This window comes from Phaeobacter sp. NW0010-22 (assembly GCF_040365955.1).
Classification (GTDB): domain Bacteria; phylum Pseudomonadota; class Alphaproteobacteria; order Rhodobacterales; family Rhodobacteraceae; genus OMPR01.
The window spans coordinates 380,325-403,444 of record NZ_BAABWT010000002.1; the positions used below are offsets into that span (position 1 = coordinate 380,325).

26 protein-coding genes are annotated in these 23,120 nt (G+C 55.1%); 14 read left to right on the forward strand and 12 right to left on the reverse strand.

Translation table 11 applies throughout. The annotated features are described in order from the left end of the window. Positions 1-248: 248 nt before the first annotated feature. From ABWV33_RS06065 to ABWV33_RS06075, 3 genes are read right to left on the reverse strand one after another with little or no spacing between them, the layout of a single operon-like run. Positions 249-1,781 (reverse strand): cryptochrome/photolyase family protein, encoded by a 1,533-nt coding sequence (locus ABWV33_RS06065; RefSeq protein WP_353329475.1) that lies wholly within the window; start codon positions 1,779-1,781, stop codon positions 249-251. Beyond that, positions 1,775-2,437 carry an SDR family NAD(P)-dependent oxidoreductase gene (locus tag ABWV33_RS06070; protein WP_353329621.1) on the reverse strand — a complete coding sequence of 221 codons (663 nt, stop codon included), beginning with the start codon at positions 2,435-2,437 and terminating at the stop codon, positions 1,775-1,777. The genes ABWV33_RS06065 and ABWV33_RS06070 overlap by 7 nt, the downstream gene beginning before the upstream one ends. A gap of 2 nt (positions 2,438-2,439) precedes the next feature. Next, on the reverse strand, positions 2,440-2,580 hold the full coding sequence (locus ABWV33_RS06075) for a DUF2256 domain-containing protein (protein WP_113823924.1): 141 nt from the start codon (positions 2,578-2,580) through the stop codon (positions 2,440-2,442). A gap of 171 nt (positions 2,581-2,751) precedes the next feature. Between ABWV33_RS06075 and ABWV33_RS06080 the strand changes: the two genes are divergently transcribed. The 6 genes from ABWV33_RS06080 (at position 2,752) to ABWV33_RS06105 (ending at position 7,632) form a co-directional block, all read left to right on the forward strand. Next, entirely contained in the window at positions 2,752-4,164 is a 1,413-nt protein-coding gene (locus ABWV33_RS06080; protein ID WP_353329476.1) for a cryptochrome/photolyase family protein, read from the forward strand. A 60-nt stretch (positions 4,165-4,224) separates the two neighbouring features. Next, positions 4,225-4,671, forward strand: a complete 447-nt coding sequence (locus ABWV33_RS06085; RefSeq protein ID WP_353329477.1) for a thiol-disulfide oxidoreductase DCC family protein — start codon at positions 4,225-4,227, stop codon at positions 4,669-4,671. A 196-nt stretch (positions 4,672-4,867) separates the two neighbouring features. Then, on the forward strand, positions 4,868-5,338 hold the full coding sequence (locus tag ABWV33_RS06090; RefSeq protein ID WP_353329478.1) for a CIA30 family protein: 471 nt from the start codon (positions 4,868-4,870) through the stop codon (positions 5,336-5,338). Positions 5,339-5,669: 331 nt separating this feature from the next. After that, on the forward strand, positions 5,670-6,305 hold the full coding sequence (locus ABWV33_RS06095; RefSeq protein ID WP_353329623.1) for a sigma-70 family RNA polymerase sigma factor: 636 nt from the start codon (positions 5,670-5,672) through the stop codon (positions 6,303-6,305). Then, entirely contained in the window at positions 6,302-6,937 is a 636-nt protein-coding gene (locus ABWV33_RS06100) for a ChrR family anti-sigma-E factor (protein ID WP_353329479.1), read from the forward strand. The genes ABWV33_RS06095 and ABWV33_RS06100 overlap by 4 nt, the downstream gene beginning before the upstream one ends. Positions 6,938-7,116: 179 nt before the next feature. Beyond that, a complete protein-coding gene (locus ABWV33_RS06105) occupies positions 7,117-7,632 on the forward strand; it encodes a fasciclin domain-containing protein (protein ID WP_353329480.1) in 516 nt (171 codons plus the stop codon). 398 nt (positions 7,633-8,030) lie between these two features. On the opposite strand, the gene ABWV33_RS06110 is transcribed toward ABWV33_RS06105, so the two are convergent. Both ABWV33_RS06110 and ABWV33_RS06115 read right to left on the reverse strand, forming a co-directional pair. After that, the gene (locus tag ABWV33_RS06110) at positions 8,031-8,756 is read right to left on the reverse strand and encodes an SDR family NAD(P)-dependent oxidoreductase (protein ID WP_113823932.1); all 726 of its coding nucleotides are present in this window, start codon (positions 8,754-8,756) and stop codon (positions 8,031-8,033) included. Further along, on the reverse strand, positions 8,753-9,526 hold the full coding sequence (locus ABWV33_RS06115; protein WP_353329481.1) for a DUF1365 domain-containing protein: 774 nt from the start codon (positions 9,524-9,526) through the stop codon (positions 8,753-8,755). Before ABWV33_RS06115 ends, ABWV33_RS06110 begins: the two co-directional genes overlap by 4 nt. Before the next feature lie 133 nt (positions 9,527-9,659). On the opposite strand from ABWV33_RS06115, the gene ABWV33_RS06120 reads away from it, so the two are divergent. From ABWV33_RS06120 to ABWV33_RS06145, 6 genes are all read left to right on the forward strand, one after another. After that, positions 9,660-11,003 (forward strand): NAD(P)/FAD-dependent oxidoreductase, encoded by a 1,344-nt coding sequence (locus ABWV33_RS06120; RefSeq protein WP_164620555.1) that lies wholly within the window; start codon positions 9,660-9,662, stop codon positions 11,001-11,003. Beyond that, complete coding sequence (locus tag ABWV33_RS06125; RefSeq protein WP_121997599.1) at positions 10,942-12,099, forward strand: class I SAM-dependent methyltransferase; 1,158 nt, start codon at positions 10,942-10,944, stop codon at positions 12,097-12,099. Before ABWV33_RS06120 ends, ABWV33_RS06125 begins: the two co-directional genes overlap by 62 nt. After that, positions 12,092-12,586, forward strand: a complete 495-nt coding sequence (locus ABWV33_RS06130; RefSeq protein ID WP_164620550.1) for a hypothetical protein — start codon at positions 12,092-12,094, stop codon at positions 12,584-12,586. Before ABWV33_RS06125 ends, ABWV33_RS06130 begins: the two co-directional genes overlap by 8 nt. After that, entirely contained in the window at positions 12,586-13,812 is a 1,227-nt protein-coding gene (locus ABWV33_RS06135; protein WP_353329482.1) for an MFS transporter, read from the forward strand. The genes ABWV33_RS06130 and ABWV33_RS06135 overlap by 1 nt, the downstream gene beginning before the upstream one ends. After that, positions 13,809-14,369 (forward strand): DUF3833 domain-containing protein, encoded by a 561-nt coding sequence (locus ABWV33_RS06140; RefSeq protein ID WP_113823938.1) that lies wholly within the window; start codon positions 13,809-13,811, stop codon positions 14,367-14,369. Before ABWV33_RS06135 ends, ABWV33_RS06140 begins: the two co-directional genes overlap by 4 nt. Before the next feature lie 321 nt (positions 14,370-14,690). Beyond that, positions 14,691-15,215 carry a DUF3833 domain-containing protein gene (locus ABWV33_RS06145; protein WP_113824047.1) on the forward strand — a complete coding sequence of 175 codons (525 nt, stop codon included), beginning with the start codon at positions 14,691-14,693 and terminating at the stop codon, positions 15,213-15,215. A 308-nt stretch (positions 15,216-15,523) separates the two neighbouring features. Here ABWV33_RS06145 and ABWV33_RS06150 read toward each other — a convergent pair whose 3' ends face one another. Both ABWV33_RS06150 and ABWV33_RS06155 read right to left on the reverse strand, forming a co-directional pair. Next, positions 15,524-15,817 (reverse strand): Rdx family protein, encoded by a 294-nt coding sequence (locus ABWV33_RS06150; protein WP_113823939.1) that lies wholly within the window; start codon positions 15,815-15,817, stop codon positions 15,524-15,526. Between the two features lie 91 nt (positions 15,818-15,908). Then, positions 15,909-16,922: a sterol desaturase family protein gene (locus ABWV33_RS06155; RefSeq protein ID WP_353329483.1), complete on the reverse strand. Its 1,014-nt coding sequence runs from the start codon at positions 16,920-16,922 to the stop codon at positions 15,909-15,911. 301 nt (positions 16,923-17,223) lie between these two features. On the opposite strand from ABWV33_RS06155, the gene ABWV33_RS06160 reads away from it, so the two are divergent. Next, complete coding sequence (locus ABWV33_RS06160) at positions 17,224-17,565, forward strand: RidA family protein (protein WP_113823941.1); 342 nt, start codon at positions 17,224-17,226, stop codon at positions 17,563-17,565. 125 nt (positions 17,566-17,690) lie between these two features. Here the strand turns inward: ABWV33_RS06160 and ABWV33_RS06165 are convergent, their stop codons facing one another. From ABWV33_RS06165 to ABWV33_RS06180, 4 genes are read right to left on the reverse strand one after another with little or no spacing between them, the layout of a single operon-like run. Next, positions 17,691-18,722: a sterol desaturase family protein gene (locus ABWV33_RS06165; protein ID WP_353329484.1), complete on the reverse strand. Its 1,032-nt coding sequence runs from the start codon at positions 18,720-18,722 to the stop codon at positions 17,691-17,693. Positions 18,723-18,756: 34 nt separating this feature from the next. After that, entirely contained in the window at positions 18,757-19,596 is an 840-nt protein-coding gene (locus tag ABWV33_RS06170; RefSeq protein ID WP_353329485.1) for a 3-methyl-2-oxobutanoate hydroxymethyltransferase, read from the reverse strand. Next, entirely contained in the window at positions 19,593-20,711 is a 1,119-nt protein-coding gene (locus ABWV33_RS06175; RefSeq protein WP_353329486.1) for an aromatic ring-hydroxylating oxygenase subunit alpha, read from the reverse strand. The genes ABWV33_RS06170 and ABWV33_RS06175 overlap by 4 nt, the downstream gene beginning before the upstream one ends. 50 nt (positions 20,712-20,761) lie before the next feature. Continuing rightward, complete coding sequence (locus tag ABWV33_RS06180) at positions 20,762-21,517, reverse strand: class II aldolase and adducin N-terminal domain-containing protein (RefSeq protein WP_121997591.1); 756 nt, start codon at positions 21,515-21,517, stop codon at positions 20,762-20,764. Positions 21,518-21,642: 125 nt separating this feature from the next. Here ABWV33_RS06180 and ABWV33_RS06185 point away from each other — a divergent pair, with 125 nt between their 5' ends. Continuing rightward, positions 21,643-22,518, forward strand: coding sequence for a LysR family transcriptional regulator (locus tag ABWV33_RS06185; RefSeq protein ID WP_353329487.1), 876 nt, complete (start codon positions 21,643-21,645; stop codon positions 22,516-22,518). Positions 22,519-22,670: 152 nt separating this feature from the next. Here ABWV33_RS06185 and ABWV33_RS06190 read toward each other — a convergent pair whose 3' ends face one another. Beyond that, complete coding sequence (locus ABWV33_RS06190) at positions 22,671-23,099, reverse strand: VOC family protein (protein WP_113823946.1); 429 nt, start codon at positions 23,097-23,099, stop codon at positions 22,671-22,673. Between the last annotated feature and the right edge of the window lie 21 nt (positions 23,100-23,120).

A 23,120-nucleotide genomic window follows, 5' to 3' on the forward strand; every position in this document is an offset into this window, starting at 1 on the left:
AGCCGATCCAAAAAGATCCACATCTATTATAGTTCGTTTTGTTCTCGAATGCCCTAAAGAGAACATACCCTTTGAGATCGAAGCAACCTTGAAGCGACGCAACGCGCAGGTCACCGTCTTAGAGACTAACATCGACTTTTTACATGACGGGTGTCAGTCTTTAGCTGTCTTTCATCCAACGATAGAAAACGTCTGCTCTTCTGACCAAAGCTGACATCGCTGCTGCACCCAAATTCTAGCTCAGGTGCTTATACAGTCTCGCCCGCGTCCAACCGACCCAACCAATCCGCCGCATCATCCATTACCACTTTTCGTTGGCCTGCATCACGCTTGTCCCAATTTCGGTAAATGACGGCCATCCTGGGATTGTGTTCAAAGCGGTCCCGGTTGCGTTCGATGAAGTGCCAGTAGAGAAGATTAAAGGGACAAGCTTGCGCCCCGGTCTTGGCTTTAACGTCGTATCGGCAGCCCGTACAATAGTCGGACATCTTAGATATGTAGTTGCCCGATGAAACATACGGCTTGGATGCGACCACCCCGCCGTCTGCATACTGGCTCATCCCAATGGTATTGGGCGCTTCGACCCATTCGAACGCATCGACAAAAACGGACAGGTACCATTCGTGCACCGCGGCTGGATCAAGGCCAGCAAGCAGCGCAAAATTGCCCGTGACCATCAGTCTTTGGATGTGGTGAGCATAGGCGTGATCTCGGGTTTGACCCACAACTTCGCGAACACAGCGCATGTGTGTTTCACCGCCCCAGAAAAAAGCAGGAAGCGGGCGACTATGGTCCAGCGCATTTCGTGACGTGTATTCCGGGCCTTCTAAGAAATAGATGCCCCGCACATATTCACGCCAACCAATAATCTGCCTGATGAACCCTTCAACTGCATTCAGTGGCGCGGTACCTGCACGCCATGCTTCCTCAGCACGTTGGCAAACTTCCATTGGTTGCAGAAGACCGATGTTGAGATATGGCGAGATGACCGCATGCCAAAGCCACGGCTCACCCGACACCATGGCGTCTTGATAGTCACCAAAACGCGGAAGCGCCTGAGATATGAAGTGATCCAGAACCACAAGCGCCTGTTTTCGATCCGTTGCGAACACGAAGGGGTGCAACTCCCCGAAATTCTCCGCGAAACGGTCTTCGACGAGCTCAAGCACCTCCGCGACAATAGCGTCGGGTTGAAATTCAGGCGATACCGGAGGGCGGGGGTCATCTGGGGCAGGCTTGCGGTTTTGGCTGTCATAGTTCCACTTTCCACCCGCTGGTGCGTCTCCCTCCATCAACAGACCTGTTTTGCGCCGAACCTGCCGATAGAACCACTCCATTCGCAGCTCCTTGCGACCTTCCGCCCAGTCTGCAAACTCTATGGGTGACGTGACAAAGCGGTCATCGGGCAACTGGCGCACGACAAGCGGCAGTTCGTTCAGTGCCGCTATCAATCTCCATTCACCGGGGATCGTGGCAATGACTTCATCCGCCCCAAATTCTGAGGCATGGCGAACGAGCTCGCCCGGAATTGACCCCGTGTTGGCCTCATCATCGAGTTTGCTATAGGCGACTGTCCAACCATCTTCTCGCAAAGACAGCGCGAATTTGCGCATTGCAGCCAGAACAAGCGCGATCTTTTGGGGATGGTGCGGAACGTAAGTCGCCTCTGCCAAAACTTCGGCCATGATGACCACGTCCCGCTCTTTATCAGCCATTCGCAGGGAAGAAATGCCCGTGCTGAGCTGGTCACCAAGAACCAAGATAAGACGCGATTTTACCATGGGACAGGGTTCCCTGCCCAATCGAAAAAGCCACCATTCTGGTCCAGTGATAGCTGATCAAGGGTCGTTATAAGGTTCGCGGCGGCTTCGGTTGGTGCCACCTTTGAATGCCCAGGATAGGCTTTGGTAAACGAGGTATCCACCGTGCCCGGATGCAAAGAGACAACAATGGCTTGCTTTCGCTTTCTTGCAATCTCAATCGCGGCCGTGCGCACAATCTGATTGGCCGCCGCTTTTGCTGCCCGGTAGCTGTACCAGCCGCCTAGGTGATTATCGCTAATTGAACCAACGCGCGCGGTGAGAACTCCCACAACGCAACGCGAGTCTCGTGGCAAAAGCCGTGGCAGGTTTTTCAAAACCAGCGCCGGACCAATGGCATTCACCGCCATGACCCGCGCCATGTTTTCTGCCTCAATCTCAGCGAGCGACTTCTCGGGTCGCGCACTTTCGGGGGCCAGAATGCCGCTGGCAATTAGGACAGTATCGAATGATCCATGGATTTCGTTCATGGCACTTTCGACGCTTGCGGGATCGGTAACATCGAACCCGTCGGCAGAGCGTGAAAGCCGCGTCACCTCGGTGCCACTAGATACGAGAGCCGAGCAAAGCGCCGCACCAATCCCTCCGGACGCCCCAATGACAAGCGCACGATGCATCATCATACCTTTGCCTTTCGCGACCTGCGACAGCGTTCGGAACAATATCGAACGGTGCTCCACGATCTCGACCATTTTCGACGCCACGAAAACGGACGGGAACACACCTGACAGGTTTTACTTGGCAATTCGCTTTTTCGCACGGATCAACACCTCATGAGATCTGCACCCGCGTGGTAATCGGGTTACTCGTATGTCTTTGGTGATGTTACGGATCAGACCCAAACAAAGATCACAAACAAGATCCAAACTGTTTTTTGAACCATCTTTGGTTGTTCTTCGTACTGAAAGTAGGATCAAAAAAGTGCGTAGAGATGACCAATTCAAAACCCATCATTATCTGGTTTCGCAAAGATTTCAGACTTGCGGATCACGCAGCACTTTCTGAAGCAAGCAGAAGCGGGCGCCCGATCATTCCAGTGGTCTTGCTGGATGAGGTTGTAGAAACCTTCGGAGCGGCTCCGAAATGGCGCCTGTCTCAAGCGATTGAACATTTTGAAAACAGCCTGAAGCAAGTTGGATCTCAGCTGATCTTGCGTCGCGGAACAGCTGCAGACGAACTGCTCGCTCTGGCGCAAGAAACTGGCGCAGGTGACATCTGGTGGACCCGTGCCTACGATCCCAACGCAATTGTTCGAGACACCAAGGTCAAAACGAAACTGAAAGACGCGGGTTTCGAGGCGAAAAGCTGGCCCGGCCACCTTCTGTTCGAACCTTGGGCAGTCAAGACCAAGCAGGGCGGTTTCTTCAAGGTCTACAGCCCGATGTGGCGAGCCGTAAAAGACCTGAATGTTGCGCCACCCGACCCCGCGCCGCAGCACCTTTTAGCGCCCGAGATCTGGCCAGACTCTGACCAACTTCAAGACTGGGCGCTCGATAAAGATATGGATCGGGGGGCACATGTTTTGACCCAACATGCCAATGTTGGCGAATCTGCGGCCAATGCGCGTCTGGCCAATTTTCTGCGCGGATCAATTGATGAATACAAGGATCGCCGCGACTTTCCGGCGCAAAACGCAACCTCCCGCCTGTCTGAAAATCTGGCCTGGGGGGAGATCGGGCCAAGAATGGTCTGGCATGCTGGGTTTCGCGCGCTTCAAGAAGGCCAAAGAGGAGCAGAGCATTTCCTGAAAGAGCTCGTATGGCGCGAATTTGCTTACCATCTGGTTTTTCACACCCCCGAAATCACTCATAAAAACTGGAGATCCGAGTGGGATGCCTTCCCTTGGTCGGACCACGAGGACGAAGCAGTCTTGCGATGGAAACAGGGCCGGACAGGTGTCCCCCTCGTCGATGCTGCCATGCGAGAAATGTATGTCACAGGCCACATGCATAATCGTGGCCGCATGATTGTTGGATCGTTTCTCACCAAACATATGCTCAAGCATTGGCGTATTGGACAGAAATGGTTCGAAGAGTGTCTGATTGACTGGGACCCCGCAGCGAACGCCTTGGGATGGCAATGGGTTGCAGGGAGCGGACCGGATGCCGCGCCCTATTTCCGCGTTTTCAACCCCGAAGCGCAGGCCCAAAAATTCGACGCGGAGCAGACGTACATTCAAAGATATCTGGCCGAGAAAGCATCGGACCCCGGCCCGGAAGCCATGGCGTTTTTCGATGCCTGTCCGCGTGCTTGGGGGCTGTCACCGGATGATCCTTACCCAACCCCGATTATCGGACTTGCTGAAGGACGGCAAAGGGCTCTCGCAGCCTATGAGGCCCGCTGATGCGGTGAGAAAACCAAGCACCCGATGCAGTTTTTCGTTGATAAACAAAGGAAAATAATGATGCAGAATACACAAGAAGCCGTCATCTTATTGCAGGCAAAATCGCATGGCAGCATCGCAGATGACCCGCCCATCGTCTATTTTGATGGGTCTTGCCCACTTTGCACCGCAGAGATCAATCACTATGCGTCGAAGATAGGTGCAGGGAAACTACATTTGGTCGACGTTTCCGCGCAAGGTGTCGACCTAAGATCGGACCTTACAGTCGAAGACGCCATGAGCCGGTTTCATGTGCGCAGGGCGAACGGGGAACTCCTTTCAGGGGCAATAGCCTTTGCCGAAATCTGGCGTATCGCTCCTGGTTGGACGTGGGCGTTCCGCTTGGCAAGCATTCCCGGAGTGCTGCCCATAATTGAGCTTTCCTACAGAGGCTTCCTGGTGGTCCGTCCGACAATCTCGCGGCTTGCTGCACGCCTTGGCGTTAAAGCCGCAAATCCGCAAAAATAAAGCGGCACTAGGAAATGGGCGAAATGACCATTTGATCAGAATTGCGTTTCCAAAGATCCGGTGAAAGACGGCGCTTCGATTTTTTGTAACCGCTGTCAAAAGACGCCTCGTAGCGATCCGTGACAACCAACGCCAATATCAACAACAGTTTGATGCGCACACTCTGGTTTGAGACCACATTGAAAGGACCGACTGTATGTCAAAACTAGAAACAACCTGGGAATTTGTTGCTGATACAGTCATGGGCGGTATCTCAAGCGGTCAAATTTCCGATCAGGTTGTGGGTGGACGCAGCGCGACACGACTGACCGGAAAGGTCTCGCTGGAAAACAACGGTGGCTTCATTCAGATGGCATCAGATCTGAAGCGGGACAGTTCAGGTTTGGATGCAAACCACTGGGGCGGCATCCAGATTGATGTCTTTGGCAATGATGAGACTTATGACCTGCGGCTTCGAACAGATGATCTTGATCGGCCATGGCAATCCTTCCGAGCGCCTTTTTGGGCACCGTCATATTGGACAACAATGCGATTTCCCTTTTCGGTCTTTGTACCTCACAAGACGGACAAAGTTCTCAATCCCCCTAAGTTGCGTCGCATCGGCATCGTTGCAGTAGGCCGCGTTTTTCAAGCGGACATCGCTGTTTCGGATGTCAGATTGTTTTGACTTCTCGAGCGCGTATTCACGGTCGTTTTGAAGGTCGAAGCGGAATAGCGGTTTTGCATCAATCTGATCCGTTTCGGGTTCGCTTAAATGCCAACTTGAGCTCTGGTGACACAATCATCCCACCATCGTTGATGCATAGAAGCGCTGTTTCCAGTTGAAAGATTAAAGCGGATCGACCCCAAGGTATGCGCCAGATCCAAGACACTCCGGCGGGTGCAAACAGACCTCCGATTTGGCCAAATGCCTGTGTGTTTCTATGGGTTTTGGTACCATTCACAGAAGAAAATCTAAAAAATGTGATCCGCATTTCACAGGCCCGCGTATTACGGGTATGTTGACACAAACTCTTGATATCCCGCGCAGCTCTCGGCATGCCTCTGTGGTGCGTCGTCACGAAAGAACATCTGTGTCACAAAGTAAAACCGACTATTCACAACAGACCCAATGGATGATCGCCATTCGGGACAATCGTGATCGAAACGCATTTGCGGCGTTGTTCGATCACTTTGCCCCACGACTTAAGGGATTCATCATCCGCTCAGGCGCATCAGCGCATCAGGCCGAGGAAATTGTTCAGGACGTGATGCTAACGATATGGCGCAAGGCGGCAATGTTTGATCCGCATCGAGCCCAAGTATCCGCCTGGATTTATCAAATCGCCCGCAACCGACAGATAGACATCGCGCGAAAAGAAAATCGTCCGATGCCAGAGGAACTGAAAGAAGATCCCGGGTCAGAACCCGATGCCAGTCAGATTTTAGGCATAGAACAGGAAGCCGGACACTTGAAACAAGCGCTTACCACGCTCAAACCCGAGCAGCGCGAAATGATTGAAAAAGCCTATCTGGGCGAGTTGACCCATCAGGAGATCAGCGCCCAGACCGGCCTGCCCCTTGGAACCATAAAGTCGCGGATCCGGCTTGGCCTGGAACGCCTGAGACACGAGTTGAAGGACCTCAAACAATGAGTGCCATAAAACACCATATTCCTGACGCCATGCTTGCAGCATATGCGGCAGGCAATCTTCCACATGCTTTTGCTGTCGCTGTGGCCAGCCATGTGTCGCTTTGTCCACAGTGCCGTGTTGCGCTGGAAGCGCATCAAGCTGTCGGCGGTGCCGTTCTAGAAGAAACCGCTGCAGTCGCCGTTTCATCGTCTCTCAAAGACAGTATTTTCGCACAGCTGGACGCATCTTACACGCCAGAACCGGTTTACGAACGCAACGGGATGTTCCCTGGGCCGGTGATGGAGGCGATGAAGGGCCGCGCGCCACGTTGGAAAAAACTGGGCATGGGCGTTCGTCAGGATATTCTCTCAGCGGATTCCAACGGATCCGTGCGCCTCCTTTACATCCCGCCGGGACAGGCAGTTCCCGATCACAGCCACAATGGTCTTGAACTGACACTCGTTCTGCAGGGCAGCTTTAGTGATGAGACTGGCCGTTTCGGGGTCGGTGATCTGGAGATCGCAGACGAGGATCTGGAACATACACCGGTTGCCGATCCGGGCGATCCCTGCATTTGCCTGGCGGCCACGGACGCGCGGCTGCAGTTTCGTGCGCTGGTTCCAAGGCTGCTACAGCCGTTGTTTAGGATCTAGAATTATATCTACAAAAAATACGTGTTTAGGAGCCACCAGTTTTCTGGTGGTTCTTTTTTTTCAAGTATTTAGGCCGCAAAACCGTGAACGATTGATCCATAAGTCGGGCCCCGGCGTATCTCCTATACGAACATTAATTCAGACCGGGCAGACCACGCCCATCGACACGGAGACGTACCATGAAGATGAAAATCAAAAGCGTAATTGCCGCCGCCGCACTCAGCCTTTCCGCTGCCACTGCACAGGCCAACACCATCGTAGAGATCGCAGCCGGCGATGATCGGTTCTCGACACTCGTTGCCGCCGTCACCGCTGCAGGCCTGGCCGAAACGCTGTCCGGTCCCGGCCCGTTCACCGTTTATGCTCCAGTTAATGATGCTTTTGCTGCCTTGCCCGAGGGCACGGTTGAAACCCTGCTTAAGCCAGAGAACAAAGGCCAGCTGACCAACGTGCTGCTGTATCATGTTGATGACCGCAAACTGACGGCAGACATGATCCCGTCCGGGTCCAACTATTTCAAACCAGTTCTGGCCAGTGAACGCCTGTGCATCACTGCAAGTGCGGACGGGGTAACAATTGCCGATGGCACCGGCCAGATGGCCAATGTGGTCATCGCGGATATTCAGGCCGACAATGGTGTGATCCATGTGGTGGACAAAGTGCTGCTGCCCGGCACGCGCCCGGCTTGCCACTAATCACAAACCTACGCCAAAGTTCTTTCGTGAGAGAAAAACACGGCCTATGCGTTCAATTCCGAACGCATAGGCCGTTTTCATTTCATAGCCCCACTATTCAAGGCCCCAAACATAGAAAATACATGCAGATAACCATGACCGACCAGATGCAGTTGGGCTAAATCTAAACTTTAGTTGCATAGGTCGAGGAAGGTTTGGCTCCGGGCTTCAAGCTGCATCCCTAACCGCTGTAGATGTTCAACTCAGGCGTATTCGACCGCATTAAGATGGCCCGTCGGAAAGGTGTCGCCCCGCACTCCGGCCAGATGCGCGCGAACTGCTATCAGGGGACGCTTTTTGTGGGCAAGGTCAAGACCACCCCAATGCGTGCAAGCCCTCTTTATCCAAGGTGGTTTGGCTCACTTACCTCGGTAAACGAACAGATCAGGCAATGCATCCACGCTGCGTATCAACCAAGAGAATGGCGCGGGGAAATCAGTGCGAAAGCGGGACCGTTTCATAGCCTTCAAAACCCTTTGAGCAGCGTCTTCGGGCGTCATCAACATTGGCATCCGAAAGCTGTTCTTTTCGGTCAGGCGGGTCTTGATGAATCCGGGATTGACCAGGCGCACCGTCACCCCGGTGTCTTTGAGGTCGAAACGCATGGTTTCCGCCAGACTGACCAACGCAGCCTTGCTGGCCCCATAGCCGATCGCTGCGGGTAGCCCACGGTACCCTGCCAATGAGCCGACCAAGGTAATGTCACCGCGCCCTTGTTTTATGAGTCGCGGAACAACCGCGCCCAACACACGCAGTGCGCCTATGAAATTGACGTCCGCCATGGCAATCGCCGCGTCGCTGTCCCATTCGGTGGCTCGCATAGGCTCATAGGCGCCCACATTGTAGATCACTCCATCGATTTCTCCGACCAATGCAGCCGCATCGCGCACGGCATCGGTGTCGGTCACATCCAGCGGCACGGAGCGCGCGTCCGTCAATTCGTTGCAAAGACTGTTCAGCCGGTCCGCATTGCGCGCCGACAGGATCAGGCGCGCACCCTGGGCATCCAGACATTGCGCCAAAGCTCGGCCAAGGCCTTCACTGGCCCCGACAAGCCAATAGGTTTTACCAGAAAACGATGTCATTTCCCGACCCTGCGCAGAGTTTGGCCCTCCGTCATCATCCGCTCAGGCGCGGGTTGTTTTTTTAGAAATGGGGCGCGTTTGAGGTAGAGAATTGCTGCCTGCCAATGAATCAGCGTCAGCACCCGTACCGCCCCCAACGGGCGGCGGATCGCGGCCCAGAGAAGCGAACCGCTAGTCGCCCTACGACGCGTTCCACAGAGGGTCGCCAAAACACCTTGGTCCCCATTTTCAAACAGAATGCGGATGTTGATGCGGGTGTCGCTCAGGTCGAAATTGAACCGATAGTGGCCCGCGATTTTTTGAAACGGCGAAACATGCATCAGCTTGTCGGCTATCAGCGTATCGCCCGGTTCGATCGGGCGAAAATCTTGATGCGCGCAGAAATAGCAATGGCGCTGTCCAAAGGTGCTGTTGACCTCAGCCACAAATGCGCGCGGGGTGCCATCAACCAGCGCAATCCAGAAACTGACAGGGTTAAAATGGAACCACAGAAAGCTGGGCTGTGTCAGCAGCAAAAGCTGCCTGCCTTCAGCTTGAAGCCCACGGCTGTCTAGCAATGCCTTGAACCACGCCGCGCCCTGACCGTCGCCGCGTGTTCCCCCATGATGTCGGTCATGCACAGACCAGAGGTTAAAGCGGTTGTGCGACAAAAGCCGGGGCGTCTCTGAGCTCAGGTCGGTCATCACGTAATCAACGCCATAGTTGAACGCATTTTTGAGTGACCCCCGTCGGGCGTGATGCGTTTGAGCCTGAATATGTTCTATTTGCATAACTTGACTACGCGCGCCTCAAGGGTTTGGATCACTTGGCAGCGAAATTTTTCAAATGAATTCCGATGAATAAATGATCCGAACCTCTGCCCCCCCCGTAACCGCTTCATCAGATGACAAGAACGAGGACAGTATGTTCGATCATACCCAAGGACCGCGAAAGAAGATCGCCATTGTCGGAGGCGGCATCTCGGGTCTCTCGGCTGCCTACTATTTGGCACCATATCACGATGTCACTCTGTTCGAGGCCGCGCCCCGGTTGGGCGGGCATGCACGCACGGTAATGGCAGGTAAACACGGTGATCAACCCGTCGATACCGGGTTTATTGTGTTTAACTATGTAACTTACCCCTACTTGACCCGGCTGTTTCGTGACCTCGATGTGCCGGTAATCAAAAGTGAGATGAGCTTTGGGGCGAGCATCAACGACGGCTGGTTGGAATATGGCCTGTCTAACATGGGGTCGATTACCGCTCAAAAGAGTAACCTGCTACGTCCCCAGTTTTACAAAATGATCGCCGACATCATCAAGTTTGGAAAACGCGCCGAAGCCGCCGCCAAAGATGACGACAAAACCATCGGCGAGCTGGTCGATGAACTTGGATTGGGTAAATGGTTTCGCAATAATTACTTGATGCCGATGTGCGGTGCGATCTGGTCAACCCCTGTGGAAGACGTGGACCAGTTTCCAGCAAAATCCTTGGTCCAATTCTTTCGCAACCATGCTCTTTTGGCAGGGGTTGGAGAGCATCAATGGTGGACGGTCAAGGGTGGCAGCATCGAATACGTTCGCCGACTAGAAGCCGCTCTGATTGCACGTGGCTGCACCATTCATACCAACGCACCAGTCCACCGGGTAGAACGTGACGCCTTCGAGGTTCGCATTGATGCGGGTGACAGCCCTTGCTTGGCCTTTGACGAGATCATCCTTGCCTGCCATTCGGACCAGGCTCTAGCAATGCTGGGAGACGACGCCAGCCAGGCCGAAAGCGATGCCCTTGGCAGTATTCGCTACCAACCCAACAAAGCTGTGTTGCATTGCGACCCGGGTCAGATGCCGCGCCGCCGCGCCTGCTGGTCAAGCTGGGCCTATCGTTCTCAGGACGGCGACATCGGTGTCACCTACTGGATGAACAAGCTCCAAAACATCCCAGAAAACGACCCTCTGTTTGTCACCCTGAACCCGTCGACCGAAATCCCTCAAGAGGCGATTTATGACGAGGTTCAATTTGCCCACCCGGTGTTCGACAAAGCTGCGCTGCAGGCACAGCAGGACATCCGCCAGATGCAGGGCCAAAACCGGACATGGTTTGCCGGCGCCTGGAATCGGAACGGGTTTCACGAAGACGGCATCGCCAGCGCCATGCGCATTGTACGAGCGCTCAATGAACGTCACCAATTCAAGGGAATGGAAAATGCATTTGACCAACAAGGTTCTGAAATCGAACTTCCTGTCGACATGCGAGCGTCTGCGTGACGGGCAACTGACCCTACGCACACCCGAGGGCGAACGGTATCAGTTTGGTCATTCTGGCCCCGAGGCGGAAATGATCATTCGCGATTGGGCAGCAGTGTCAGCCATGGCGGCGCATGGGCAGGTGGGATTGGGCGAAACCTATGTTCAGGGCCTTTGGGACACCCCATCAATCGAGGGGTTGATGTCTGTGGCGATGAACAATCGCGAGCATTTGGGCAGCTACGATCAAGCCAACCCGTTCAATAAGGCCAAGTTTCGGTTGGTCGATACGGTCATGCGGGCAAATTCGCGCCGCGGATCGCGAAAGAATATCCGTTCGCACTATGATGTGGGCAATGAATTCTACGCGCTTTGGCTAGACGAAGGGATGACTTATTCGTCGGGGCTGTTTGAACAAGCCGATGATGACCTGACGCGTGCTCAATCGCGCAAGAATGCACGTGCCCTGTCGCGACTTGGGGACGGCGAGCGCACGCTTGAAATCGGATGTGGCTGGGGCGGATTTGCCGAACACGCCAGTATGGAAGGCCGTGACGTGACCGGCGTAACCATCTCGCGCAACCAACACAGCTATGCCGAATGCCGCCTTGACGGTCGCGCCGACATACAACTGCGCGACTATCGCGACATCAACGGGCAGTATGACAACATCGTGTCGATCGAGATGATCGAGGCCGTTGGCGCACGGTACTGGCCAAGCTACTTCGCAACGCTCAAGCGGAACCTGGCCGAGGGCGGGCGGGTTTTGTTGCAGGCGATCACCGTCAAGGACAGCTTTTTTGACACCTACAAGTCCTCCTCTGATTACATCCGCCAATATGTCTTTCCCGGCGGTATGCTTTTGTCGGACAGCGTGATTAAAAATCAGGCCAAAGCGGCAGGATTTGAAGTTCGCGACAGTTTTGGTTTCGGGCAGGACTATGCCAAAACCTGCCGGATCTGGGCCGAGCGTCTGAATGCGCAAAAGCTGCGGATTTCCGAAATGGGATATGGCGAGGCCTTCTTCCGGAACTGGCAATACTATCTTGAAATCTGCGCTGCCTCCTTTGCCGTGGGTCACACCAATGTCGTTCAGGTGGAGCTGGCCCATGCGTAAGCTGGCCCTATTGTTCGTTACATTGCTTCTTCCCCTGAGTTCACAGGCGTCCACAATAAATTCGGCCCTGCCGGGCGCAGAATTGCGTGGCGCAGCTACATTTCGATTTATCGGATTCCCCCTATACGAGGCGCGATTGTTCACCAAATCCGGCGCACCATTGGACTGGAGCAAGGATTTTGGCCTCGAGCTCAAGTACTTGCGCAACCTGACCGAATACGACCTCGTCGAAGGCACAATGCGCGAATTGAACCGCACCGGAACGGCATTGCCGTTGCGGGGTCAACTGGAGCAGTGTTTTGACGACGTGCGCAATGGCGATCGCTACATCGCCGTATCGAAAGGACAGAACCAGATCGGGTTCTGGCTTAACGGAAATCGCGTTTGCACGCTGAAACATCCGCAGATCAAAACCCGCTTCATGACGATTTTTCTGGGTGACAACACCCGTTCAAAATCCTTCACCCGGAAACTTAAGGGCGAATGATGCTTTACCCGCGTGTCAGCCTTTATGCGCTGATGCTGGCCGCGGCTGGCATTCCGCTTTATATCCATTTGCCGCGATTTGCCTCGGTGAGCCTTGGGATTGGGTTGGGTACCATTGGCACCATCTTACTGGTGATCCGACTGGTTGATCTTGTGCAGGACCCGCTGATCGGCTGGGCGATAGACCGCTGGCCGCGTGCGCAAGCTGCTTTTGCCACTGCCGCTGCCCTGGGTCTGGCGATTGGATTTCCACTGCTATTTTCACCGCGATCAGGGCCAAATGTGGTGCCACAACTCGTGGCGATTTTGGTGTTTCTATTCTCTGCCTACAGCCTTGGCATGATCTTACTTTACGGGCGGAGTGCGACACTTGCGAAAGAACCGACCCCCAAAGCACTGATGACGCTGGCCGCCTTTCGCGAAGGCGGCATGCTGGCAGGCGTGGTTATCGCCGCGATTGCGCCAACCATTTTTATCGCCTTGGGGGCCGGGGCGCAGGGCTATCCTGCATTTGGTCTGTTTCTCGGCGCGCTTGCCCTGATCACAGCCGTGATCACCCTGCCCATCTGGCGCCGCGCCCCGGTCCAAGGGGACAAGTTTTCGCTTGCAGGCCTCAATCAGGCGGGGGCACTGCGGTTGCTGGTCCTTGCGCTGGTCAACAGCCTGCCCGTTGCCATCACATCCACCCTGTTTCTCTTCTTTGTCGAGGATCGCCTGCAATTGTCGGGCAAAGCGGGTCCTTTGCTGATCCTGTTCTTCCTTAGTGCGGGTCTCAGCGTGCCTCTCTGGGCGCGGATGAGTCAGCGCGTGGGCTCTAAAACCACCTTGTTGATCGCCATGCCGCTGGCCATTTTGGGCTTTGTCGGCGCAGCATTCCTAGCCCCCGGCAATATGATGGGATTTGCTTTGGTTTGCCTGGCATCGGGGGCAGCTCTGGGGGCCGATATGGTGATCCTTCCGGCAATGTTTTCCGTGGCCTTGACCAAGGCTGGCCTCAAGGCATCACTGGCATTTGGTATCTGGTCCTTCGCCGGCAAGCTCGGCCTTGCACTGGCCGCATTCACCGTTTTGCCCCTGCTTGAGCGAAGCGGCTTTACCCCCGGCGCATCAAACAGCGCTGTGGCATTGAACACACTTAACATCTCTTACGCAGTTATTCCTTGCATCCTGAAACTTGGCGCACTGGCTCTGGTTTTTGCGCTCCCCACAGAGGACCAACCCAAATGAAACTCCTCACTGTTCTGCTTTTACTCGTCATAGTGATCGCGTTTGCCAAATCCATGTTTCTAAGCTTTCGTGCGCAGAATCCATCGGACTACGCCGACACTGGCCCCGCCTTCTCGCTCAAAACGCATCTGTCGGGCGAGATCCTGTCCGAGGGCCTGATTTACGGACCAACCGGCAAGATGACCAACAGCTTCGTTGCAAAAATGGTCGGTGAATGGGACGGCGACACCGGCACCCTGAGCGAAGAATTCATCTATTCCAACGGCAAACAGCAAAGTCGCAAATGGTTCCTTAAAATCGGTGAGGGCAACAGCTTTACCGCCACGGCTGACGATATTGTCGGCGAGGCGCGTGGCACCGTGTCAGGATCAACCATCAAAATGGAATATCAGATCGTGCTGTCAGAAGACGCTGGTGGTCATACCCTGACCGCGACTGACTGGCTTTATCTCACCGAAAGCGGCGTCATCATGAACAAATCCGAGATGCGTAAGTTTGGCTTCAAAGTGGCCGAATTGATAGCGACGATGCGCCAAGACCCCGCAGCACAGAACTAACTGACCACCGCCCGTGAGCAAGGAGCATCCGACATGTCGGAACGCAAAACACCTATTCTGGCAATTGCGGTTGCGCTGTGCTCCTTCGTTTTTGCCCCGTCGTTACTTTTGACCAACGATTTTTTGGGCTACCGATCTGAACAGTTTTCCGGTGTCCAAGGGTTTTGGCCGGTACAGCCTGCCGGGTTGGATTTTGCGATCTGGGATGTGATTGCCGCAAACATCCCTTCTGCAAACTATTCAATGATTGGTGTGTCGGTCGTTGGCATCGTGACCTTGGTCGTCATGATCTTTTTGAGCAGGCAATCAGGAAACAAACCAATGAAAAAGACATTTGCCCTTCTCGCCCTTTCAACTCTGGTTGCCTGTTCCGGAACTCCGAATTTAGAGGACGAAGCCCTTTCTGATCGGCAGTTCAACCTTGAAGAATTTTTTGATGGCAAAACAATTGCCCATGGGCAGTTTCAAGATGTTTTTGGCAATATCCAACGACGGTTCGATGTTCAGATTACCGGGACTTGGGATGGGCGCTATCTGAAACTCGTCGAGGATTTCACCTATGACGACGGTGAAACGGAACAGCGCATCTGGACGCTTGAAAAAACCGGCGAGGATACTTGGAAAGGTACGGCACCCGGTGTTTTGGGGGCCGCAACAGGTCGCGAGAATGGGGACACATTCAATTGGACCTACCGCATCGATCTGCCGGTTCGAAAGGGAACCATGCGTGTCAAATTCGATGATTGGATGTGGTTGCTTACAAACGACCGGGTTTTGAATCGGGCCTATGTTTCCCGTTTTGGCGTACGCCTTGGCGAAGCAATAATTGTGTTTGAAAAGAAATGAAGGGTGAGTTCTGAACAAGGATCTGAATGACAACAGGTCTGCGGACAGGGCTTATCCGTTTCTGATCTAAGCAAAGGTGGCAGCACCTACGCGCTGCTGACACTTCATGGCATCACATCGTAAGGACATTAGGTGGGCAAGGCAAAAAGGGCGGTTCTTGATTGTTCACTACTGGCCATAATGGAAAACACCCCGCTCAAATCGACCGCCAAAGCAGAATGAAACAGCTCTCAGATTACCCACATTGCAGGGCAAGCGGATAATCTTAAATTGGCTCACAAATCATAAGAGCCCCGCCACTGGACAACCTAGCTCCCCTTGCTGGCGCGATCCAAATGCCCCAAGTCACGTGTCGGTTCTATCTGATCCCGAACCCGTGACTTCAGCTCTTTGACATCCGGGAAACCGCCATCGCGTTTGCGCTCCCAAATCAAATGCCCATCCACAGAGATCTCAAAAACGCCGCCCATTTCCCCGGGAATCAACGTCACACCGCCTAATGCCTCTTGAAACGTTTGCAACAGTTCCTGCGCCATCCAACCCGCGCGTAACAGCCAGTTGCAGCCAATGCAGTAGGTAATCGTCACTTGGGGTTTGCTCATCGGTCTGCCTCTTCTGATTTGTGATCCAGACTGCCCCAGATTTCACCGGACCAGTCTGAAGTGCACTCATATAGAAAACAAACGCCATGCTCTACTGACTGTGCATCCGCCGCTTGCGGTCTCGTGTCACCCGCGTCGCCTCTTCGGAACCGTCGTGGTAGGTGCCGAACCACTTATCCCACGGCATTTCGCTGTTGCCATAATTGCACTCGTAATAGCGGTGATGCAGCTGGTGAAAAAAGGCCCCGATCAACAACTGCTGCCGATCCCGCGCCCAGATCGCCTCGTACCCCGAATGCGAAGACGCGGCGCCCAGCAACAACCAATACCCCAAGAACAACATGTGGACCGGATGGCTGGGTAGAACCAACAGGATCAGCATCGCACTGAAAAAGAACAGATGCTCGACCGGATGCATCGACGTGCCCGACCACGGCCCCGTATTCACATTGCGATGATGCACCGAATGCACATGTCGATACAGCTTGGGGTGATGCAAAGCGATATGAACCCCGTAGAAGTGCACACTCTGCCAAAGCGCAAGCACCGGAAACAACAACACGAACCAGATTGGATGGGCGCTAAACTGCAACGTGGTCAAACTGCCATTTGCATACATCCAGCGCAGCCCGATCTCATAGGCGGAATAGATCGGCACGCCAGACATCAGCGAATAGAACATATTGTCCCACGTCTGATAGCCAAATTTATACAGCGCATTTTTACGCTTCATATAGGGGCGCGGGTCGTATTTCAGCAGCTTGCCCTGCCCGTCGACACCATAAAACCACAGGTGCAATCCCCCCGCGACCACCAGCAATGCAATCCAATTGCGCACCAAAACCCACGCCATCCAACCCGGCGCAAACTCCGCCTGATCGGGCCCCACAGGTTGCAGCCACAACCCCACAATCAGCGCCAATAACAAAAACAGAGATCGGTCCGACACCTGCAGGTAATTCTGCCAAACCCACCGGATCACGGTCTGGGGCCGGGGTGGCCAGTGCCAATAAGGCGCAAACCCTAAGGGGAGTTCAGGATGCCAATGCCATTCACGGCTCATCGGGTCCGGCGCGGGCCGGTCTTTGGGGGGTATATCGGTCATGTTCCTGTCCATAATTCTCAGTTTCAGATTGCTCAAACGGCCCTGTCACGGGTGGAGCAAACGGAAAAAAGCGATTGATGGCATACATGGGTCTGATCCTTCACTTGGTCCTAACCGTACAAATCAAAACCCCGCTCGCGCCTCTGATATCGACATCTCTGCGGTCGTTTTTCGGCCTGATGCACGCGACAGCGCCCCGTGTCGCGATTTGTCATCGAACAACCGGATAGCGATCTTGCTCTCTCCCTGTTTGACCGTCACTGAAGGCCGCAGGAAACCTCAAACCATCCAAGGACACCACATGATCGAGCGTATTGAAACAGGGGTCAGATCCTCAAAAATCGTCAAGCACAACGGCGTGGCCTACATCACAGGTCAGGTTGGCGAAGGCGACACAATCCAGGCCCAAACCGAAGAATGCCTGCGCCGTCTGGATGCCCTGCTGATCCAAGCGGGTTCATCACGCGAAAAGATGCTGCGCGCCACAATCTGGCTGGCAGACATGAGCGACTTTGCCGGACTGAACGAAGTCTGGAACGCTTGGGTCCCCGAAGGCCACGCCCCCGCCCGCGCCTGCGGCGAAGCCAAACTGGCCCGTCCCGAACTTAAGGTCGAATTCATCGTCGACGCGGCCTACGACTAAACACTGGTTACGGGACATCAGACTTGATTTTACGGTCTGGTGTCCAACCAACAGGGCCAGCGCCTGTCCGCGGATGGGCGCTGGCCCGGGGTGCTGTGCGCCGTTATTCCGAGCTGATGCAATCCTTACCCAAACATCCGCTTTTTACGCGCGCGGGTTTCGGCTGTGGCCTCGGTTGAGCCATCGTGGAAGGTGCCGAACCACCGGTCCCACGGCATTTCCTGATTGCCATAGTTGCACTCGTAATACCGATGATGCAGCTGGTGGTAAAACGTCCCCAACGCCAGCTTGCGTTTGTCCTTGATCAGCAGATCCTCGTACCCCGTATGGCTCATCGCGGCGCCGGGGCCCTGAAACACGATGTGGAAATACAGGTGGATCGGGTGCGAGGCGACAACCCAGTGGATGCACAGCGTGGTCAGATAGATAAAGTGCTCCACCGGGTGCATTGAGAACCCCGACCATGGGCCGATACAGACATTGCGGTGATGCAGCGCATGCACGCGCCGGTACAGAAACGGCTGATGCAGCAACCGATGCACCCAATAGAAATGGAACGCCGACCACATCGGAATGATCACCAGAAAGGCCAGAAACCAAACCGGGCTTTCAGCGAATGTAATCGTAGGCGTGTACCCGTTCGCCATCAGCCACATGGTCACCACCTGAAACGCGGTCAGTTGCAGCACGCCCGAGCCAAGCGACCAGAACATATTGTCCAGCACCTGATCCTTGAAATCCCACAGCTTGTTGTTCTTGCCCTGATCGCGGCGCTCGAACTTCAGCTTTTTCCCCTGCACCTTGCGCATGTAGAAATACCAATGCAGCGTGCCCGCCGTGACAAAGATCATCACAAAGTTGATGACATAGATCTGCGCGATCCAGCCAAAGGCAAAGCTCTGCGCCGTTTCTAGCGACGGATAAAAGAAATACCACAGCGCCACAGCCGCGATTGCCATGCACACCCGCTCGCTCAGCGTCAGCCAATTGCGCGCCAACCACCCCAGCAAATAGGCGGGATTGGGCGGCCACTGAAAGATCGACGGATCCTGCAGCGGCAATTCCGGGTGATAATTCCATTCACGCGTCATATCCTGCATCTGCACGTCCGAAGACGGTGCGGACATCTGATCCAGATTAGGGGTCGTGTCGGTCATTCTGGCGCCTCCCTCTTGGCCAAAACTCAGGTCTTTATTGGTGCAGCGGGGTCCAGCGGTCCAAGGCTTCGCTCAACTTCTCGGCCTCGCCCGGCAGCATCCCAACCGTGTGCGCCGCATCAGGAAAGGCACCGGATTGCACGTCTGTGCGGAACCCGGTCAGGGACTTGTCCCGTTCAGCCGCCAACGCCTTGCGGATGGTTGCCACATCACCCCATGCTTTGGCGTGACGCGGCGGGTTTTCCACATCGCCACAGATGTCTTCCATGAATGAAAAGATGATATCGCCGCCCGACCCGGCCCCAATCGAATGGGTCAACAGGGTGGTTTTGTGGTTAATCGCCCGCAACGCCTCAACCGCAACGCATTCCACTTCGACCGCTGCGGCGCCTGCATCCTCATATCGGCGCATCCACTCAAGCAGCTTCATCGCTTCCTCGGCAGTCTTGCCGAATGTCTTTAATCCCCCAGTTAGGGTCGATTTTCGCGGCACCAGCCCCACATGCCCCTGCACGGCGAGCCCCTCATTAGCGATCAATTCAACGATCCCCATGCCCCGCGGGGTAAAGATCGCATCAGCCCCTTTTTCCGCCGCCTTCATCGCAGCGGTCAGACAGTCTTGCGGTTCAAAATACTGACACATCGTCTGGCTCGAGGTGATGAACGTGTCCGGCGCACCGGCGCGAACCGCATCGTAATCGAGATCCGAAATGGTGATCAGATCAATCCCCATCTCCTGACAGGCGCGCGCCTCTTCCTCGGTCACGGCGGACACTTGGGTCATCTTTTTGCCAGCCGCCTTGTTGGCGCGCAGACAGTCGATCGTCAAATTGCGACGCGCAGGCTGGCCACCATAGGTATAGATGTTTTTCATTCGGACTCGCCCATCGCGCTTAGGTAAATGTCATGGAAATGGCGCAACGCATGTTCCGAAATGTCGTGCGCATCGGGGTCGGTGATGTACCACCCTTGGGTATAGCCGCGCTGATGCAGCCCCTTTTGCACGTTTTCACACAGATCGCGGTCTTCGATTGCAACCACATCCGTGGACCACTCGGCCCGCAGTCGCGAGCGTTCGACCATCCCCGGATCGGTAGGCACGGCGGTGGTCAAAGACAGCGACTCCCGTTCCGTCAGATCGGGCGAAACCGGATCAAACCGCGAGGCATAAAACCCCTGCGCGCCGGGAAACTGGCCAAAGATGGTATTGGGAAACAGGAACCAGAACTGGCCCGTGGTCACGTCATGCTCCAGATCCAGCGGGAACGCGGCATTGTCTGCCTTCATCGCGGTGGGGGCATTTTGATAGGTATAGTTCTGGTACAGATCAAACCTGCTCTGGGCAATGTCCATCATATCATCAAACGAATGGTGTGCCGGGCCGCAGTGGTGACATTCTAGATAGTTGTCCAGCATCACCTTCCAGTTGGATTTGCAGCTGTAGGTATGGCCATAAGCGGCATCCCCTTCGACCACCAGATTAGGCAGGTCAGGCACACAGGCAAGGATTTGCGCCTCAAGCTCCGGTGCAAACTCGGCCAGCGGCTGCGCGTCGGGATCAAGGTTCACAAACAGGAAATCAACAATCCTATCCACCCGGATTTCCGACAACCCAATGGTGCTGCGGTCTGGCGCGTCGGTATTGCCGCGCTTTTGCATGCCCCGCAACGCCCCATCCAACCCAAAGGTCCAGGCGTGATACGGGCAGGTCAAAACCGCCTTATTCCCCGATCCCGTGACCAATTGATGCCCCCGATGCGGGCAGACGTTGTAGAACGCCCGGATGTCGCCCGCACGATCTTTGACAAGGAAAATGTTCTGATCAAACAGGCTGAGCGTGATGAAATCACCGGGGTTGGCCAACTGACCAGCATGACCCGCCAATTGCCAACTGTTCAACAACAGCTCTTTTTCGCGATCCAGAATTTGCGCATCAGTATAGTATCGGGCGGCAAGCGTGCGCGTCCGGGCTGGAGGGGTGTCCAACATGGGGTAACCTTTCTGGCGTGTCGTCTGGCGGGGGCAAACCCGCCATTCGCTTAGCTGGCGTAATCTGATCCTTCGGCGTCCAGGATCGCTTTCATTTCGCGCATGTGTGCCTCGGCTTGGCTTGGATAATCCTCAAGCTCTTGCGCGGTTTTCTCGGCGACCTCATCGCTGAGGATGCGCAGCTTCTGACCCGTCTGTAGGGCGCGAATATAGGTTTCAGCGGCGCGTTCGAAATAGTAAAGCCGGTTAAACGCATCCGCGGCATCGCTGCCGATCACCAAGACACCATGGTTGCCCATGATCATCACCTTTTTCTTGGGATCACTCAGCATTGACGCGCAACGCTCGCCTTCGCTCTCAAACGCAAGACCGCCGAATTCTTCGTCGATGACATAGCGGTTGTAAAACGTCGCCGTGTTCTGATCGATCGGGGGGATGTTGCTGTCGGCCAGCGCCGCCAACACCGTGGCGTGGATCGAATGCACGTGCATCACACAGCGCGCGTGGGGGCAGTGGCGATGGATCGAGCCGTGCAATCCCCATGCAGTCGGGTCCGGCGCGCCGGGTTTGTCCATCGTGGTCGGGTCATTGGCATCTAAAAACAACAGGTTTGACGCTTTGACCCGGTCGAAATGCATCTGGTTCGGGTTCATCAGGAACTGACTGCCGTCGTCATTCACCGCAAGGCTAAAGTGGTTTGCCACGGCTTCGTGCATGTTCAACTTGACCGTCCAGCGAAAGGCGGCCGCCATATCAACACGTTCGGACCAATGATCCATATTGGGTCGCAGGTTGGTTACGCTCATGGTCGAATCTCCGGAATGGCGGGGTAAGTGTCTCAGCTGTTTAAAACCTGCATCCCCCGCCCCTGTTTGACCAACGAAAAAAACATGGGTATTCCATTAGTATTGCTAATACCAAGGTTATGCTAATGCAAAATGCGCTCCCTCCGCTCGGTTGGCTTCGGACCTTTGAGGCGGCCGCACGCCATCTGTCGTTCACAGGGGCCGCACGGGATCTGAACATGACCCAAAGCGCGGTCAGCCAACAGATTAAATCGCTAGAAGGACATTTGGGGCGTCCGCTATTTCACCGCCGCCCACGGGCGTTAGAGCTGACCGAGGCTGGGATCACCTATCTTCCTGTGGTCCGAGAGGCGTTTCGCACCTTGGTACGCGGCACACGGGCGGTTCTGGGTGATCAACAGAACACCGTTCAGGTTCAATCCAACCTGACCTTTGCTGTGAACTGGCTGGGGCCACGCCTGCCCGCCTTTCGCGCCCTTCACCCAGAGGTCCAGCTGACCATCTCAACCGAGTTGTGGGAACCCCGCGAAATGGCCGAAGGCGCGGCCGTCGAGGTGCGGTATTCCTTGCGCCCGGCTGATACAGTCCGCACCGAACTGCTGCGCACGGATCACTACTATCCCGTCTGTGCGCCTGACTTTCCTGTGACGTTAGAGACCCTGCAAGACCAACCGCTGTATGACTGTTCCAACCTGCTGTCGAATTGGGCAAACTGGGCCGAAGATCAGGATATGACGTGGGATACCCCGCCAATTACCTATGCAACGACCTATATGGTCAGCCTGTCCGTTGCGATGGCGGGCGGGGGGCTTTGTCTTGCACATGACACGATTGTGCGGCGCCTCCTTGAAGAGGGTCGTCTGATTACCCCCTTTGAACACCGCGCAAAAATGCCCGAAGCCTATTATCTGTTGCTGTCGCCCCAAGCCGAAGAAACCCCCGGTGCCATCGCTTTTACAAATTGGCTGCGCGCCGAAATGGCTGCGGACCGGGCTGCTTGAACCCAACCCCTCCCGCCCGTCGTTCAGGCCCCTTCCGGGACCTCTCCTCCCGTTGGGCCAGGCAAGCGCGGGCAAAGCCCGCGCTTGCCTGGCCCGCCCCCTGCTGTCCGCAGGACGCAAGACCAAGGGTCGCGCAGTTGGATGGAATGGGTTTAGCTGTCTGAAGTCGGGCGGCTGGGCACCCACGCATAGCCATCCGCGCAGAGAATATAGCTCTCGCGCAGGCCATGGGGTTTATTCGCGGCCTCTTGCAGCACCATCGCACCCACTGCTTTGGCCCGCTCGACGGCTGCGTCGGGGTCTGTTTCGTACAGACGTATTTCCAAGCCCGCCCCGCGCGGAGGGTTCTCTGGCAGCAGCCCCAGCAGGGGATTCGAATGATAAGTCTGATCCGAGTGCAACTGAAACACCTGATCACCATAAGTAACTATAGCAAAATCCGCCGTCACCTGATGCGACTTCATCTCAAAAACAGTCTCTAAGAAGACGCATTCCGCCCTGACATCCCGCACCAATAGGTTCAGGCCAATCCCACGCAAAGACCGCCCAAATCCGCCTGCATCTATCGTTTCATAATCCACTGGCTCTGCCCCGCTCGCTTA

Bases quoted from the DNA above. Each gene is read 5' to 3' on its own strand.
- ABWV33_RS06065 (WP_353329475.1), bottom strand. From the start codon at position 1,781: ATGGTAAAATCGCGTCTTATCTTGGTTCTTGGTGACCAGCTCAGCACG.
- ABWV33_RS06070 (WP_353329621.1), bottom strand. From the start codon at position 2,437: ATGCATCGTGCGCTTGTCATTGGGGCGTCCGGAGGGATTGGTGCGGCG.
- ABWV33_RS06080 (WP_353329476.1), top strand. From the start codon at position 2,752: ATGACCAATTCAAAACCCATCATTATCTGGTTTCGCAAAGATTTCAGA.
- ABWV33_RS06085 (WP_353329477.1), top strand. From the start codon at position 4,225: ATGCAGAATACACAAGAAGCCGTCATCTTATTGCAGGCAAAATCGCAT.
- ABWV33_RS06090 (WP_353329478.1), top strand. From the start codon at position 4,868: ATGTCAAAACTAGAAACAACCTGGGAATTTGTTGCTGATACAGTCATG.
- ABWV33_RS06095 (WP_353329623.1), top strand. From the start codon at position 5,670: ATGTTGACACAAACTCTTGATATCCCGCGCAGCTCTCGGCATGCCTCT.
- ABWV33_RS06100 (WP_353329479.1), top strand. From the start codon at position 6,302: ATGAGTGCCATAAAACACCATATTCCTGACGCCATGCTTGCAGCATAT.
- ABWV33_RS06105 (WP_353329480.1), top strand. From the start codon at position 7,117: ATGAAGATGAAAATCAAAAGCGTAATTGCCGCCGCCGCACTCAGCCTT.
- ABWV33_RS06110 (WP_113823932.1), bottom strand. From the start codon at position 8,756: ATGACATCGTTTTCTGGTAAAACCTATTGGCTTGTCGGGGCCAGTGAA.
- ABWV33_RS06115 (WP_353329481.1), bottom strand. From the start codon at position 9,526: ATGCAAATAGAACATATTCAGGCTCAAACGCATCACGCCCGACGGGGG.
- ABWV33_RS06120 (WP_164620555.1), top strand. From the start codon at position 9,660: ATGTTCGATCATACCCAAGGACCGCGAAAGAAGATCGCCATTGTCGGA.
- ABWV33_RS06125 (WP_121997599.1), top strand. From the start codon at position 10,942: ATGCATTTGACCAACAAGGTTCTGAAATCGAACTTCCTGTCGACATGC.
- ABWV33_RS06130 (WP_164620550.1), top strand. From the start codon at position 12,092: ATGCGTAAGCTGGCCCTATTGTTCGTTACATTGCTTCTTCCCCTGAGT.
- ABWV33_RS06135 (WP_353329482.1), top strand. From the start codon at position 12,586: ATGCTTTACCCGCGTGTCAGCCTTTATGCGCTGATGCTGGCCGCGGCT.
- ABWV33_RS06140 (WP_113823938.1), top strand. From the start codon at position 13,809: ATGAAACTCCTCACTGTTCTGCTTTTACTCGTCATAGTGATCGCGTTT.
- ABWV33_RS06145 (WP_113824047.1), top strand. From the start codon at position 14,691: ATGAAAAAGACATTTGCCCTTCTCGCCCTTTCAACTCTGGTTGCCTGT.
- ABWV33_RS06150 (WP_113823939.1), bottom strand. From the start codon at position 15,817: ATGAGCAAACCCCAAGTGACGATTACCTACTGCATTGGCTGCAACTGG.
- ABWV33_RS06155 (WP_353329483.1), bottom strand. From the start codon at position 16,922: ATGACCGATATACCCCCCAAAGACCGGCCCGCGCCGGACCCGATGAGC.
- ABWV33_RS06160 (WP_113823941.1), top strand. From the start codon at position 17,224: ATGATCGAGCGTATTGAAACAGGGGTCAGATCCTCAAAAATCGTCAAG.
- ABWV33_RS06165 (WP_353329484.1), bottom strand. From the start codon at position 18,722: ATGACCGACACGACCCCTAATCTGGATCAGATGTCCGCACCGTCTTCG.
- ABWV33_RS06170 (WP_353329485.1), bottom strand. From the start codon at position 19,596: ATGAAAAACATCTATACCTATGGTGGCCAGCCTGCGCGTCGCAATTTG.
- ABWV33_RS06175 (WP_353329486.1), bottom strand. From the start codon at position 20,711: ATGTTGGACACCCCTCCAGCCCGGACGCGCACGCTTGCCGCCCGATAC.
- ABWV33_RS06180 (WP_121997591.1), bottom strand. From the start codon at position 21,517: ATGAGCGTAACCAACCTGCGACCCAATATGGATCATTGGTCCGAACGT.
- ABWV33_RS06185 (WP_353329487.1), top strand. From the start codon at position 21,643: ATGCAAAATGCGCTCCCTCCGCTCGGTTGGCTTCGGACCTTTGAGGCG.